A 14,226-nucleotide genomic window follows, 5' to 3' on the forward strand; every position below is an offset into this window, starting at 1 on the left:
GCCGGGTCGTCGCTGACCGAGGCCACCAGCAGTGGGCCGGCGGCCATGGTGACACCGTCACCGATGGTGGAGACCGCGGAGGCGGTCCACAGTCTGGTGAAGTCCGCGCCGAGACGCGCGGAAACAAGGGCACGCGAGAAGAGCTCCTCGAGCCAGGAAGGGAAACGGTCATGAGGGACCGCTTCGCGGCGAGGAGCACCACGCCGCCGGGACCCGGCGGCGAAGCGTCAGCGAGCGGAGTGCTCTCGCGGCGAAGCGGGGACCGTCAGCAGGCCGAGGCGCATCTGCGGCTTCCCAACTGTCGATCGACGTTCCGGGCAGGATGTTCGGCCGACGCCCGCGGCGCTGTCCGTCCCACCGGATGGCGAAGGCCCGGCCTGGACGGCCGGGCCTTCGCGGGGTGCTACGGGTCAGGCGGCGGTGACCGCCAGGGACTCCTTGGTGTCGGACAGGTCGACGCGGACCGTGTCGCCGTCGCGGATCTCGCCGGCCAGCAGCGCCTTGGCGAGCTGGTCGCCGATCGCCGACTGCACCAGCCGGCGCAGCGGGCGGGCGCCGTAGATCGGGTCGTACCCGTGCTCGGCCAGCCAGGTGCGGGCCGCGTCGGTGATCTCCAGGCCAAGCCGGCGGTCGGCCAGTCGGCGGCGCATCCGGTCGAGCTGGATGTCCACGATCGCCCGCAGGTCCCCGCCCTGGAGCGCGGCGAACACCACGATGTCGTCGAGGCGGTTGAGGAACTCCGGCTTGAAGTGCGACCGGACCACCGCGAGCACACCCTCCCGACGCTCCTCCTCGCTCAGCGTCAGGTCGCTGATGACCGAGGAGCCCAGGTTCGAGGTGAGGATGAGGATGGCGTTGCGGAAGTCCACGGTGCGGCCCTGACCGTCGGTGAGCCGACCGTCGTCGAGCACCTGGAGCAGCACGTCGAAGACGTCCGGGTGGGCTTTCTCCACCTCGTCCAGCAGGATCACCGAGTAGGGCCGACGGCGCACCGCCTCGGTGAGCTGGCCGCCCTCCTCGTAGCCGACGTAGCCGGGCGGGGCGCCGACCAGGCGGGCCACCGAGTGCTTCTCGCCGTACTCGCTCATGTCGATGCGGACCATGGCCCGTTCGTCGTCGAAGAGGAACTCGGCGAGCGCCTTGGCCAGCTCGGTCTTGCCGACGCCGGTCGGGCCGAGAAAGAGGAAGCTGCCGGTCGGGCGGTCCGGGTCGGCGACGCCGGCGCGGGCGCGACGGACCGCGTCGGAGACCGCCCCCACCGCCTCGGCCTGGCCGACAACGCGACCGCGCAGCGACTCCTCCATCCGCAGCAGCTTGGCGGTCTCGCCTTCGAGCAGCCGCCCGGCGGGGATGCCGGTCCAGGAGGCGACCACGGCGGCGATGTCGTCCGCGCCGACCTCCTCCTTGAGCATCGCGCCGTCGGCCTGAAGGCGGGCCAGCTCCTCCTCGGCCTGCTTCAGCTCGGCGCGCAGCGCGGGGATCCGGCCGTACCGCAGCTCGGCGGCGCGTTCCAGCTCGCCGTCGCGCTCGGCCCGCTCGGCCTCGCCGCCGAGGCGCTCCAGCTCCTCCTTGGCGGTGGAGAGCTTGGTGATGTGGCTTTTCTCGGTCTGCCAGCGCTCGGACAGCGCGGTGAGCTGCTCACGCTTGTCGGCCAGCTCCTTGCGCAGCCGCTCCAGCCGCTCGGCGGACGCGGCGTCCGGCTCCTTGGCCAGCGCCATCTCCTCGATCTCCAGCCGGCGGACCGCACGCTCGATCTCGTCCACCTCGACCGGGCGCGAGTCGATCTCCATGCGCAGCCGGGACGCGGACTCGTCGACCAGGTCGATCGCCTTGTCCGGCAGGAACCGGTCGGTGATGTAGCGGTCGGACAGGGACGCGGCGGCGACCAGTGCGGCGTCGGTGATGCGTACGCCGTGGTGCACCTCGTAGCGCTCCTTGAGCCCGCGCAGGATGCCGATGGTGTCCTCGATGGTCGGCTCGCCGACCAGCACCGGCTGGAAGCGACGCTCCAGGGCCGGGTCCTTCTCGATGTGCTCGCGGTATTCGTCCAGCGTGGTCGCGCCGACCATCCGCAGCTCGCCCCGGGCCAGCATCGGCTTGAGCATGTTGCCGGCGTCCATCGAGCCCTCGCCCTTGCCGGCGCCGACCACGGTGTGCAGCTCGTCGAGGAACGTGATGACCTGGCCGTCGGAGTTCTTGATCTCCTCCAGCACGGACTTCAGCCGCTCCTCGAACTGGCCGCGGTAGGACGCGCCGGCCACCATGGCGCCCAGGTCGAGCGAGACGAGCTTCTTGTCCCGCAGCGACTCCGGCACGTCGCCGGCCACGATCCGCTGGGCCAGGCCCTCCACGATCGCGGTCTTGCCGACGCCCGGCTCACCGATGAGGACCGGGTTGTTCTTGGTACGCCGGGACAGCACCTGGATCACCCGGCGGATCTCCGAGTCCCGGCCGATCACCGGGTCGATCTTGCCGTCGCGGGCGCTGGCGGTGAGGTCGACGCCGTACTTGGCGAGGGCCTGGTAGGTCTGCTCCGGGTCGGCCGTGGTGACCCGGCGGTCCCCGCCCCGGACGGTGGGGAACGCGGCGACCAGGTTCTCCTCGGTGGCGCCGGCGTTCTTCAGCGCCACCGAGACCGCGCCGCCGACCCGGGCCAGCCCGGCCAGCAGGTGCTCGGTGGAGGTGTATTCGTCGCCCAGCGGCCGCGCGATCTGCTCGGCGGCGCCGATGGCGTTGACGAACTCGCGGGCGAGCGTCGGCTCGGCGATGCTGGACCCGCGTGCGGCGGGCAGCGCGTCGACCGAACGCTGGGCGACCCGGCGCAGCTCGGCGGGGTCGGCCCCGACGGCGCGCAGCAGGCCCGCCGCGGTCGAACCGTCGGTGTCCAGCAGTGACAGCAGCAGGTGCCAGGGCTCCACGGTGGCGTGGCCGCGCTGGTTCGCCAGCGCGACGGCACCGGTGATGGTCTCGCGGCTCTTGGTGGTGAGGCGTTCCGTGTTCATGGGCTCCCCCGGATCGGCGTGTCCACTGGGAACGACACAACCAGACTTGAGTCTATTCCGCTCAACTCCAGCGGTGTGACCTGAGTCACTACTTCGCTCGCCACCGCCAGTCGAACTCTCCCGCCGCCGGCGGCGGCCCGGGCAGCGGCGGCCCGGGCACGGCCAGGCCGGCCAGCAGCACCGCGAGGTGGCGGCGGCGCAGCTGCCGGGTCCGGTCCGGATCGGGTACGCGAATCGCGGCGCACCCCTCCAGCAGCAGCCCGACGTCCTGCGTCACCACGTCCGGTCGGAGCCGCCCGGCGTCCCGCGCCCGCCCGACCAGCCCGTCGACCAGCTCGTTCGCGCGCACCGCGGCCCGGCCCATCTCCTCGGTGGGCGTGAAGGTGCCGGCGAGGTGCACGGTGAGGGAGTGCACGTCGGCGTCGACGACGCGCTCCAGGAAGCCGGCGAACGCGGCCCAGTCGTCCGGCTCGGCGACGGCCTCCTCGGCCGCCGCGACGAACCGGAGCAGACCGTCGTGGCAGAGCGTGCGCAGCAGGTCCTCCTTGCCGGCGTACCGGCGGTAGAGGGCACTGATGCCGACGCCGGCCCGCTCGGCGACGGCGGCGATCGGCGCCTTCGGGTCGTCCAGGAAGACGGTGCGTGCCGCCGCCAGGATCGCGGCGTCGTTGCGGGCCGCCTGCGCGCGCCGGCCGGCCAGCGGCAGGTCGTCGGTCGGGTTCGACATGCGTCGACGATAACAGTGGAACGGATCGTTCCGCTCTGCTACGTTAGAACGGAACGAAACATTCCGTTCCGAGGGAGAAGTCATGTCGGCCACCGCTCTCCGTCCCTACCGCGTCGAGATCCCGCAGACCGCCCTGGACGACCTCGCCGACCGGCTGCGGCGCACCATCTGGCCGGGCGAGCTGCCCGACGCCGGCACGGCGTACGGCATGCCGACCGCCCGGGTCCGCGAGCTGGCGACCTACTGGCTGGAGACGTTCGACTGGCGGGCGGTCGAGGCCCGACTGAACGCGCACCCGCAGTTCGTCACCGAGATCGACGGCGAGGAGATCCACTTCCTGCACGTCCGGTCGTCCCGGCCGGACGCCACCCCGCTGGTGCTCACCCACGGCTGGCCCGGTTCCGTGGTCGAGTACCTGGACGTGATCGCCCCACTGGCCGAGCCGACCGACCCGGCCGCGCCCGCGTTCCACCTGGTGATCCCGTCGCTGCCCGGATTCGGCTTCTCCGGCCCGACCCGCAGCGCCGGCTGGAACCGCTACCGCACCGCCCGGGCCTGGGCCGAGCTGATGGCCCGCCTCGGCTACGACCGGTACGGCGCGGTCGGCAACGACGCCGGCTCGATGATCTCGCCCGAACTCGGCCGCCTCGACCCGGACCACGTGCTCGGCGTGCACGTCACCCAGCTCTTCTCGTTCCCGTCCGGCGACCCGGCCGAGTTCGACGGGCTCTCCGACGCCGACCAGGCGGCGCTGCGCCACCTCCAGTGGTTCTACGAGAACAAGTTCTCCTTCAACCAGGTGCACAGCCAGCAGCCGCAGACGCTGGCGTTCGCGCTGGCCGACTCGCCGGTCGGCCTGCTCGCCTGGAACGGGCAACTCCTCGACGAGAACCTCGACCCGGACTTCGTCCTGGCCAACGTCGCCGTCTACTGGTTCACCGGCACCGCCGCCTCGTCGATGCGCTTCTACTGGGAGGACGCCCACGCCACCGAGCAGCCGACCGGGCCGACGACGGCACCGACCGCGGTGGCGATGTTCCCCGGGGACTTCCAGTCGATCCGCCGGTTCGCCGACCGGGACCACGCCGGCATCGTCAGCTGGCACGCCTTCGACGCCGGGCCCGACCGGGGCGGGGACGTCGGCGGGCACTACGCCGCACACCAGGCCACCGACGTGCTGGTCGGCGACATCCGGCAGTTCTTCGCCGGGCTCCGTTGAGCCCGACCCCGGTCGAGGGCCCCGCGGCCCTCGACCGGGCGTCGCGGTCGGCGAGGCAGGGTAGCCTCACCCGCGTGCGAGTACGTGTCGAACAGACCGCCTTACCGGGGATCGGCGTCCGTCATGACCTGATGACGGAGTCGGGCCGCCGGCTCGGTGTGGTCTCCCACCGCAATGGCCGCCGCGACCTGGTCCTCTACGACCCGGACGATCCCGACTCCTGCCAGCACGACATACCGCTGACCGACGACGAGGCCGAGGCGTTGGCCGACATCCTCGGCGCGTCGCTGATGCTGGGCCAGCTCTCCGGGCTGCGCGAGCAGGCCGCCGGGCTGCTGACCGAGCAGATCGTGATGCCGGCCGGCTCGAAGTACGTCAACCGGCGGCTGGGCGACACCAAGGCACGCACGCGGACCAGCGCCTCCATCGTGGCGGTGCTGCGTCAGGGCGAGGTGAACGTCTCGCCCGACCCCACCTTCCGGTTCGAAGCCGGCGACGTGATCGTCGTGGTCGGAACCCGTCAGGGTCTTGACGGCGTCACCGCGATCCTCGCCGAGACCGACCCGGACGGCTGACGCGTATGCACGAAACCCAAATCCTGCTCGTCGAGGTCGGCGCGCTGCTGCTCCTGCTCGGCCTGCTCGGCCGGCTCAGCCGTCGCGTCGGCGTCTCACCCATCCCGCTCTACCTGCTCGCCGGCCTCGCCTTCGGGCACGGCGGGCTGTTGCCGCTCAACGCCAGCGAGGAGTTCTTCGCCGTCGGCGCCGAGATCGGCGTGATCCTGCTGCTGGTCATGCTCGGCCTGGAATACAGCGCGAACGAGCTGGTGGGCAACCTCCGCTCGGCCGCGCCGGCCGGGCTCATCGACGCGGTGTTCAACGCGCTGCCCGGTTTCGCCTTCGCGCTGCTGCTGGGCTGGGGTTGGGTCGCCGCCGTGGTGCTCGCCGGCGTCACCTGGGTGTCGTCCTCCGGGGTCATCGCCAAGGTGCTCGGCGACCTGGGCCGGGTCGGTAACCGGGAGACCCCGGTGATCCTCTCCGTCCTGGTGATCGAGGACCTGGCCATGGCCCTCTACCTGCCGCTGGTCACCGCGCTGCTGGCCGGGGTCGACCTGGTGAAGGGCGGCATCGCGCTCGCCGTCGCGGTCTTCACCGTGGTCGTCGTGCTGGCCGTGGCAATTCGGTACGGGCACCTGATCTCCGCCGCGCTCTCCGCCAAGGACCCGGAGGCGCTGCTGCTCGGGGTGCTCGGCCTGACCCTGCTGGTCGCCGGCATCGCGGCCAAGCTCCAGGTCTCCGCCGCGGTCGGCGCGTTCCTGGTCGGCATCGCGTTGTCCGGCCCGGTGGCGCACCACGCCACCGAGCTGCTCTCGCCCCTGCGGGACCTCTTCGCCGCGGTCTTCTTCGTGTTCTTCGGGCTGGTCACCAACCCGCTGGACATGCCGCCGGTGCTGCTGCCCGCGCTGCTGCTGGCCGTGGTCACCATGGCGACGAAGGTGGCCACCGGCTACCTGGCCGCCCGGCGGGCCGGGATCGCCGAGCCCGGTCGCTGGCGGGCCGGGCTGGCGCTCACCCCGCGCGGCGAGTTCTCCATCGTCATCGCCGGGCTGGCCGTCGCCGCCGTCTACCCGGTGGAGCCCAAGCTGGCCGCGCTCGCCACGGCGTACGTGTTGATCACGGTGGTGACCGGGCCGCTGCTCGCCCGACTGCCGGACATGCCCTGGTTCAAGCAGTGGCTGCGCCGCCGCGCCGCCGCCAGCCGGCCGCCCGCGCCGGTAAGGGTGGGCGACTGACCTCGGTCGGGCCGGATCGGCCGCACGGCGGATCCGGCCCGGCCAACGGTTGTCAAATTGATTCCGGGAAGGTCTACCACTGCTCCGCCCAACCGCGTTAACGTGTCGCCCCAGCAGCCAGGGTCCGCGGGTGGCCGGTGCCCCCGCCAGCGCAAGCGGAAGGTCGGCCGGTGAGCGTGCAGGAAGAGACGTTTCACGGCTTCGCCAACCCGGTCGACCCCTCGCCCGCCGAGCTGCGGGCCTGGGCCTACCAGCCCGACTCGGTGCCGCTGAGTTCCATGCCACCGGACTGGGACCTCCTGGTCGCCGGTGACCACCTGGTGCAGACCCTGTTCGACCTGGCCATGGACCGCTCCTGCCCGGCCCGCCGGTTCGCGCTGCACTGCCTCTACATCTACGCCGCCGACGGCATCCGGACGAACTTCCGGGCCCACCCGAAGCGCCGCTTCCGGAAGCTGGTGGAGCAGGCCGAGCGGGCCGGCGACGACCTGATGCGCAACTGGGCGCACAACAGCCGGGTCCTGCTCGCCCGCCCGGATCTCTTCGTCTACCGCGACTGGTGCGAGGGCGGCCTGGTCCGCGAGAACCGCCGCCTCTGACGGCGAACGGGCCGGGACCCCCCGTGGGTCCCGGCCCGCACGCCGACGGATCGTCAGGTCGACCCGCCCTGCTTCCTGCGCCGCTCGTCGTCCCTCGCCCGGTCCACGCCGTGGTCCGTCTGGTCGGCGAAGCGCCCTTCCTTGACCTTGTCGCTGAAACGACCCTCGGTGACCCGGTCGAATCGCTCCCGGACGTTCTCGGCCACCTTCTCCAGCCGTTCCTCCGCCCGCTCCGCCACCTTCTTCGCCGGTTCCGCCATGGCTCCCCCCGCCAGCCCGGAGTGCGATTTAGGGGCTTTTGCCCTGCTGAAAATCGTAGTGGACCCCGCCCCTGTCGCACCGCGCTTTCCCCAACCTCACCGGGGGCCGGCGCGGGAACGGCGAAGGCCGGCGCGCGCCCCGGGCGGGGGCGGCGCCGGCCTTCGTGCGGTCAGCGGTCGGGGGTGCGGCGGGGTCGCCAGACGACGAGCGCGGTCGAGGTGCGGTTGGTGGGCACCAGGTCGCCCCGGGGGAAACCACCGAGCGACTCCAGCTCGGCGATCCGCCGGTACGCGGCGTCCAACTCCGCCTCCAGCCGGGCCACCCTCCGTTGCGCCTCCTCCAGCAGGCGCTCCAGCCCGATGATCCGCTTGACCCCGGCCAGGTTGATCCCGTCGTCCTGGCTGAGCCGCTGCACCTCGCGCAGCAGCACCACGTCCCGGACGCTGTAGCGGCGACCGCCACCGGCCGCCCGGCCCGGCTGGACCAGCCCCAACCGGTCGTACTGGCGCAGCGTCTGGGGGTGCATGCCCGCCATCCGCGCGGCCACCGAAATCATCAGGACCTTGGCCTCGTAGGCCGGGTCACCCGCGCCGACGTACTCCTCCGACATGCCCGCTCACCTCCGCTGCCGCCGTCAACCGAACCGACGTACCCGCGCGTCCAGATGTTCCCGCGCGGCGGGCGGGGTCTGCTCCGCGAAGGTCTCCAAGGCCGCCCGCGCCTCGTCCGACACCTTCGCCGGGACCACCACGTCGAGCGTGACCAGCAGGTCACCGGCGCGGCCGTCCTTGCGTACGACGCCCTTGCCACGGGCGCGCAGCACCCGTCCGCTGGGCGTACCCGGCGGCACCCGCAGGGTCACCGTGCCGTCCAGGGTCGGCACCCGCAGATCGGTGCCGAACACCGCCTCGGCGTACGTGATCGGGACGCTCAGGGTGAGATCGTCCCCGGTACGCCCGAACAGCTCGTCCGGGCGGACTTTGACGTGCACGAACAGGTCGCCCGCCGGACCGCCCCGCTCACCCGGCTCGCCCCGGCCCGCCAGCCGGATCCGCTGCCCGTCGGCCACCCCGGCCGGGAAGCGCACGTTCAGCGTGCGGGTCTTGGTGACCCCGCCGGTGCCGTGGCACTCCGGGCACTTCTCCTCGACGATCGTGCCCACGCCCTGGCAGTTGCGGCACGGCTCGGAGAAGCTGAACGACCCCTGGTTGCGGGTGGTCACACCGGCGCCGTGGCAGACCGGGCACGCCACCGGCTGGGTGCCGGGCTTCGCGCCGTTGCCGTGACACGTGTCGCAGACGCCCGGCGCGCGCAACGTCAGCGGCAGGGTGACGCCGCGGACCGCGTCGGAGAAGTCCAGCGCCACCTCGGCCTCGACGTCTCGGCCCCGGGCCGGACCGCGCGGACGGGCCGCACCGCCGCCACCGCCGCCGCCGCCGCCGGAGAAGATCGTGCTGAACAGGTCGGTGAAGCCACCACCGCCGAAGCGGGCGTCGCCACCACCACCGCCGCCGCCGAACAGGTCGGAGACGTCGAACGGCGCGCCGCCGCCCGGCTGGCCCGCGCCCCGGGCGCTGCGTCGGAAGGCGCCCGAGCCGAACAGCGACCGCATCTCGTCGTACTCGCGCCGCTTCTTCTCGTCGCCGAGCACCGCGTACGCCTCGGAGACGGTCTTGAACCGCTCCTCGGCCCTGGGGTCACCGGGGTTGTGGTCCGGGTGCGACTCCCGGGCCAACTTCCGGTACGACTTCTTGATCTCGTCCGAGGAGGCGGACTTGTCCACGCCCAACGCGGCGTAGTAGTCCTTCTCGATCCAGTCCTTGGAACTCACCGGTCCACCCCCTTCCACGGGTCCGATCCCGGTCGTCCCGCCCGCCCGACAAGGGCGGACGGGACGTCACGGGTGGGCACTACTCCGGGTCCGCGACCGCGACCAGAGCCGGCCGCAGCAGGCGCTCGCCGAGCTGGTAGCCCCGGCGCATGACCTGCACGCAGGTCGGCTCGGTGACGTCGGCGGAGGTCTGGTGCGCCACCGCCTCGTGCCGGGTCGGGTCGAACGGGTCGCCCTGCTCGCCGAACGCGGTCAGGCCGAACTTGCCGAGCGCGGCGGTGAGCTGGTCGGCCACACTGCCGAACGGTCCCACCAGGTCGCCGTGCTCGCGGGCCCGGTCCAGGTCGTCCAGGATCGGCAGCAGCGCGGTGAGCACCGTGCCGGTGGCCTGCTCCTGGACCAGGCTGCGGTCCCGGTCGACCCGCTTGCGGTAGTTGGCGTACTCCGCCGAGACCCGCTGGAGGTCGCGGGTGCGCTCCTCCAGGTCCCCGCGGAGGGCCTCCAGCTCGGCGCCGAGCGGCGCCGCCTTGCCGGTCTCCCCGCTCGGCTCGGCCGGGGAGTCGACCACCGGCGGGCCGGAGACCTCGGCCTCGCCGCCGATCTCGTCGACCACGACCTCGGCCTCCTCGACCAGCCCCTCGGCGGGCGCGTCGGCGGCCGCGTCGGCCGCCGAGGCGTCGTTCGCCGGCTGCTCGGTCACCTTGCCGAGCTTGCGCTTGTCGCGGATGACGACCCGCGGCTCGTCACCGGCGTCCTTGCCGGTGCCCGCGGAGCCGCCCGGCGCCGACCCGGTGGAACCCGGGTCGGACGCTCGTGGCTTGTCCGTCATGCGGTTACCTCATCCCTCTGCCGTGCGGACCGTGCCCGGGACCGAAGGTCACTTCTTGTCCTCGTCCACGATCTCCGCGTCGACCACGTCGTCGGCGCCACCGGCCTGCGGGCCGCCGGCCGCACCGGCACCCGCGCCGGCGCCCGGCCCGGCCGCGCCCGGGGCGGTCTGCTCGCCCTCCTGCTGCTGGGCGTAGAGCAGCGAGCCGGCCTGCTGGGAGACCTGGGCCAGCTTCTCGTGGGCCGACTTGATCTTCTCGATGTCCTGGCCGCCGAGGGCGCTGCGCAGCTCGCCGAGCGCCTCGTTGAGCTGGTCCCGGTTCTCGCTGGGCAGCTTGTCGCCGCTCTCGGCGAGGAACTTCTCGGTCTGCCACTGGAGCGCCTCGGCCACGTTGCGGGTCTCGGCCTCCTCACGGCGACGCTTGTCCTCGTCGGCGTGCTCCTCGGCGTCCCGGCGCATCCGCTCGATGTCGTCCTTCGGCAGCGAGGAGCCGCCGGTGATCGTCATCTTCTGCTCCTTGCCGGTGCCCAGGTCCTTGGCGTGCACGTTGACGATGCCGTTGGCGTCGATGTCGAACGTGACCTCGATCTGCGGCACGCCGCGCGGCGCCGGCGGGAGGCCGGTCAGCTCGAACGTGCCGAGCTTCTTGTTGTAGGCCGCGATCTCCCGCTCGCCCTGGAACACCTGGATCAGCACCGACGGCTGGTTGTCGTCCGCCGTGGTGAAGACCTCGGAGCGCTTGGTCGGGATGGTGGTGTTGCGCTCGATGAGCTTGGTGAAGATGCCGCCCTTGGTCTCGATGCCCAGGCTCAGCGGGGTCACGTCGAGCAGCAGGACGTCCTTGACCTCGCCCTTGAGCACGCCGGCCTGCAGGGCGGCGCCGACGGCGACGACCTCGTCCGGGTTGACGCCCTTGTTCGGGTCACGGCCGGTGAGCTGCTTGACCAGGTCGGTCACGGCCGGCATCCGGGTGGAGCCGCCGACCAGGATCACGTGGTCGACGTCGGAGATCTTGATCCCGGCGTCCTTGACGGCCTGCTCGAACGGGCCCTTGCAGCGGTCCAGCAGGTCCTGCGTCATGCGCTGGAACTCGGCGCGGCTCAGGGTCACGTCGAGGTGCAGCGGGCCGGCCGAACCGGCGGTGATGTACGGCAGGTTGATGTTGCTGGTGGTGGCGGCGGACAGCTCGATCTTGGCCTTCTCGGCGGCCTCCTTGAGACGCTGCATGGCCATCTTGTCCTGCGACAGGTCGATGCCGTGCTCGCCGCGGAACGTCTTCACCAGGTGGTCGATGATGCGCTGGTCCCAGTCGTCGCCGCCCAGCTGGTTGTCACCGCTGGTGGACTTGACCTCCACCACGCCCTCGGCCAGCTCCAGCAGCGACACGTCGAAGGTGCCGCCACCGAGGTCGAAGACCAGGACGGTCTGCTCCTTGGAGCCCTTGTCCAGGCCGTACGCCAGCGCCGCCGCGGTCGGCTCGTTCACGATCCGCAGCACGTTGAAGCCGGCGATCTCGCCGGCCTCCTTGGTGGCCTGACGCTGGCCGTCGTTGAAGTAGGCCGGGACGGTGATCACGGCGTCGGTGATCTGCTCGCCCAGGTAGGCCTCGGCGTCCCGCTTGAGCTTCATCAGCGTGCGGGCCGAGATCTCCTGCGGGGTGTACTTCTTGCCGTCGATGTCGACGGTCCAGTTGGTGCCGATCTCCCGCTTGACCGAGCGGATGGTCCGGTCGGGGTTGGTCACCGCCTGGCGCTTGGCGACCTCACCGACGAGCACCTCGCCGTTGCGGGCGAACGCGACGATCGAGGGAGTCGTACGCGAGCCCTCGGCGTTGGCGATGACGGTGGGCTCACCGCCCTCGAGAACGCTGACGCAGGAGTTCGTCGTGCCGAGGTCGATGCCGACCGCACGTGCCATGTTCGCTTCCTCGCTTCGTAACGGGTGAGCAGGTCAGGTGGCCTGCCCGGCGGGTCGCCCGGAAGCGACCGCACCACAAGTTGAGTGAACTTGACTCAATAGTGCCACGCGATCGGCAATCCGCAAGTCGGGGTTGAGCCGACCCGGCGCAACCTGACCGTTATTACCGTCCGGTTGTCTTACCTTGCGTCGGTCGGGCACGCTTTAGCGGTGACGACGCATGGCGATTCCGCCACCCGTGCCGGCGCGCCCGCCGTCGCAGCCCGCACCGGACCTCCCACCGGCGAGGACCAGCCCGCCGAAGCCGCGGCGGGCCTGCCCGCCGCGCTCACCGGCCTGCGGGCCGCGATCGACGCGGCTCGCTTCCCGCTCGCGCTCGCCTCGGCCGAGCCGGCCCGGCACGCCGCCCGCAGCCTCACCGACCAGCTCGACGACTACCTGCTTCCCCGGCTGGCCCGGCTCGACGCCCCGCTGCTGGTGGTCGTCGGCGGGTCGACCGGCGCCGGCAAGTCGACGTTGGTCAACAGCCTGGTCCAGGCACGGGTCAGCGCGGCCGGCGTGCTCCGCCCCACGACCCGCTCGCCCGTGCTGGTCTGCAGCCCGAGCGACGCCGCCTGGTTCCGCCAGGGCGACCTGCTGCCCGGCCTGACCCGCACCACCGAGCCGAGCGAGCAGCCCGGCACCCTCCAGCTGGTCACGGCCCCGGCGCTCCCGCCCGGCCTGGCCTTCCTCGACGCGCCCGACATCGACTCGGTGGTCGACGCCAACCGGGCGCTGGCCGGGCAACTGCTGGCCGCCGCCGACCTGTGGCTGTTCGTCACCACCGCCGCCCGCTATGCCGACGCCGTCCCCTGGGAGCTGCTGCGCAGCGCCCGGGCCCGGGGCACCGCCGTCGCCATGGTGCTCGACCGGGTCCCGCCGGAGGCCGCCGACGAGATCGCCGCCCACCTGTCGGAGATGCTCGCCGCGCAGGACCTGGGCGCCGCGCCGCTGTTCGTGCTGCCGGAGACGTGGGTCGACGGTCAGGGGCTGCTGCCCGACCGGATGACCGCCCCGCTGAGCGGCTGGTTCGCCCGGCTCGCCGCCGACGCCGACGCCCGCGCGGCGGTGGTCCGGCAGACGCTCGACGGCGCGCTCGCCGCCCTGCACCCGGTGGTGGAGGCGCTGGCCGAGGCCGCCGACGAGCAGGCGACCTCGGCCGACGCGCTGGACGAGCGGGTCCGCGCCGCCTACCGGGGCGCCGAGCGGACCGTCGACCAGGGGCTCAAGGACGGCCGGCTGCTCCGCAGCGAGGTGCTGGCCCGCTGGCAGGAGTTCGTCGGCACCGGGGAGTTCTTCCGCAGCCTGGAGGCGCGGATCGGCCGGCTGCGCGACCGGGTCGTCGCGGCGGTCACCGGGCGGCCCGCGCCGGCGGCCGAGCTGCGCACGGCGATCGAGTCCCAGCTGGTCACGCTGTTGCGCGGGGTGGCCGCCGAGGCGGCCGAGAACGCGTACACCGGGTGGAAGGCGCACCCGGCCGGCGCGGCGCTGCTGGAGCCGGACCTGGCGCACGCCTCGGCCGACCTGCCCGCTCGCGCCGAGCAACTCGTCCGCGACTGGCAGCGCGGGGTGCTGGAGCTGGTCCGGGTCGAGGGCGGGGACCGGCGGTTCGTGGCCCGCACGGCCGCGTACGCGGTCAACGCCACCGGCCTGGCCGTCATGATCGGCGTCTTCGCCTCCACCGCGTTCATTCCGACCGGGCTGGAGGTGGCCGCCGGCACCGGCACGGCGGTCGCCGGGCAGACCGTGCTCCAGGCCATCTTCGGCGATCAGGCGGTGCGAAACCTGGCCCGCACGGCGCGGGTGGACCTGCTCGACCGGGTCGGCGCGCTGCTGGCCGAGGAGGCCGGCCGCTTCCTCGCCCGCACCGAGGCGGCCCGCCCGGCCGCCGACGCCGGCGCGACGCTGCGGCGGGCCGCGACCGAGGTCGAGCGGGCCCGGCACCGCAGCGGCCTGACCCGCGCCGACCGGGCCGCGCTGCCCACCACCGAGCAGGACGGTCGCCCGTGA

Annotated in this window: 12 protein-coding genes; 5 read left to right on the plus strand and 7 right to left on the minus strand. The window is 72.7% G+C overall.

Going from position 1 to position 14,226, the window contains the following annotated elements; genetic code table 11:
- Positions 1–410: 410 nt before the first annotated feature.
- Positions 411–3,002 carry an ATP-dependent chaperone ClpB gene (gene clpB / locus GA0070622_RS01575; protein WP_091565893.1) on the minus strand — a complete coding sequence of 864 codons (2,592 nt, stop codon included), beginning with the start codon at positions 3,000–3,002 and terminating at the stop codon, positions 411–413.
- 88 nt (positions 3,003–3,090) lie between these two features.
- The gene (locus GA0070622_RS01580) at positions 3,091–3,729 is read right to left on the minus strand and encodes a TetR/AcrR family transcriptional regulator (RefSeq protein ID WP_091565897.1); all 639 of its coding nucleotides are present in this window, start codon (positions 3,727–3,729) and stop codon (positions 3,091–3,093) included.
- An 82-nt stretch (positions 3,730–3,811) separates the two neighbouring features.
- Here GA0070622_RS01580 and GA0070622_RS01585 point away from each other — a divergent pair, with 82 nt between their 5' ends.
- From GA0070622_RS01585 to GA0070622_RS01600, 4 genes are all read left to right on the plus strand, one after another.
- Positions 3,812–4,948, plus strand: a complete 1,137-nt coding sequence (locus GA0070622_RS01585) for an epoxide hydrolase family protein (protein ID WP_091565901.1) — start codon at positions 3,812–3,814, stop codon at positions 4,946–4,948.
- Between the two features lie 74 nt (positions 4,949–5,022).
- On the plus strand, positions 5,023–5,523 hold the full coding sequence (locus tag GA0070622_RS01590) for a cation:proton antiporter regulatory subunit (protein ID WP_091565906.1): 501 nt from the start codon (positions 5,023–5,025) through the stop codon (positions 5,521–5,523).
- Positions 5,524–5,528: 5 nt separating this feature from the next.
- Positions 5,529–6,740, plus strand: coding sequence for a cation:proton antiporter (locus tag GA0070622_RS01595; RefSeq protein ID WP_091565909.1), 1,212 nt, complete (start codon positions 5,529–5,531; stop codon positions 6,738–6,740).
- 170 nt (positions 6,741–6,910) lie between these two features.
- Positions 6,911–7,339 (plus strand): hypothetical protein, encoded by a 429-nt coding sequence (locus tag GA0070622_RS01600; RefSeq protein WP_091565913.1) that lies wholly within the window; start codon positions 6,911–6,913, stop codon positions 7,337–7,339.
- Positions 7,340–7,392: 53 nt separating this feature from the next.
- On the opposite strand, the gene GA0070622_RS01605 is transcribed toward GA0070622_RS01600, so the two are convergent.
- The 5 genes from GA0070622_RS01605 to dnaK form a co-directional block, all read right to left on the minus strand.
- A complete protein-coding gene (locus tag GA0070622_RS01605; protein ID WP_091565916.1) occupies positions 7,393–7,599 on the minus strand; it encodes a hypothetical protein in 207 nt (68 codons plus the stop codon).
- 170 nt (positions 7,600–7,769) lie between these two features.
- On the minus strand, positions 7,770–8,210 hold the full coding sequence (locus GA0070622_RS01610) for a heat shock protein transcriptional repressor HspR (protein ID WP_091565919.1): 441 nt from the start codon (positions 8,208–8,210) through the stop codon (positions 7,770–7,772).
- Between the two features lie 24 nt (positions 8,211–8,234).
- Positions 8,235–9,431 carry a molecular chaperone DnaJ gene (gene dnaJ, locus GA0070622_RS01615; RefSeq protein ID WP_091565923.1) on the minus strand — a complete coding sequence of 399 codons (1,197 nt, stop codon included), beginning with the start codon at positions 9,429–9,431 and terminating at the stop codon, positions 8,235–8,237.
- Positions 9,432–9,510: 79 nt separating this feature from the next.
- On the minus strand, positions 9,511–10,260 hold the full coding sequence (grpE, locus tag GA0070622_RS01620) for a nucleotide exchange factor GrpE (RefSeq protein ID WP_091565928.1): 750 nt from the start codon (positions 10,258–10,260) through the stop codon (positions 9,511–9,513).
- A gap of 48 nt (positions 10,261–10,308) precedes the next feature.
- Entirely contained in the window at positions 10,309–12,177 is a 1,869-nt protein-coding gene (gene dnaK / locus GA0070622_RS01625) for a molecular chaperone DnaK (RefSeq protein ID WP_091565933.1), read from the minus strand.
- Positions 12,178–12,387: 210 nt separating this feature from the next.
- Here dnaK and GA0070622_RS01630 point away from each other — a divergent pair, with 210 nt between their 5' ends.
- A complete protein-coding gene (locus GA0070622_RS01630; RefSeq protein ID WP_091565937.1) occupies positions 12,388–14,226 on the plus strand; it encodes a GTPase family protein in 1,839 nt (612 codons plus the stop codon).

This window comes from Micromonospora sediminicola (assembly GCF_900089585.1).
In the GTDB taxonomy this organism is placed as follows: Bacteria; Actinomycetota; Actinomycetes; order Mycobacteriales; family Micromonosporaceae; genus Micromonospora; species Micromonospora sediminicola.

Bases quoted from the DNA above. Each gene is read 5' to 3' on its own strand.
- clpB (WP_091565893.1), bottom strand. From the start codon at position 3,002: ATGAACACGGAACGCCTCACCACCAAGAGCCGCGAGACCATCACCGGT.
- GA0070622_RS01580 (WP_091565897.1), bottom strand. From the start codon at position 3,729: ATGTCGAACCCGACCGACGACCTGCCGCTGGCCGGCCGGCGCGCGCAG.
- GA0070622_RS01585 (WP_091565901.1), top strand. From the start codon at position 3,812: ATGTCGGCCACCGCTCTCCGTCCCTACCGCGTCGAGATCCCGCAGACC.
- GA0070622_RS01595 (WP_091565909.1), top strand. From the start codon at position 5,529: ATGCACGAAACCCAAATCCTGCTCGTCGAGGTCGGCGCGCTGCTGCTC.
- GA0070622_RS01605 (WP_091565916.1), bottom strand. From the start codon at position 7,599: ATGGCGGAACCGGCGAAGAAGGTGGCGGAGCGGGCGGAGGAACGGCTG.
- GA0070622_RS01610 (WP_091565919.1), bottom strand. From the start codon at position 8,210: ATGTCGGAGGAGTACGTCGGCGCGGGTGACCCGGCCTACGAGGCCAAG.
- grpE (WP_091565928.1), bottom strand. From the start codon at position 10,260: ATGACGGACAAGCCACGAGCGTCCGACCCGGGTTCCACCGGGTCGGCG.
- dnaK (WP_091565933.1), bottom strand. From the start codon at position 12,177: ATGGCACGTGCGGTCGGCATCGACCTCGGCACGACGAACTCCTGCGTC.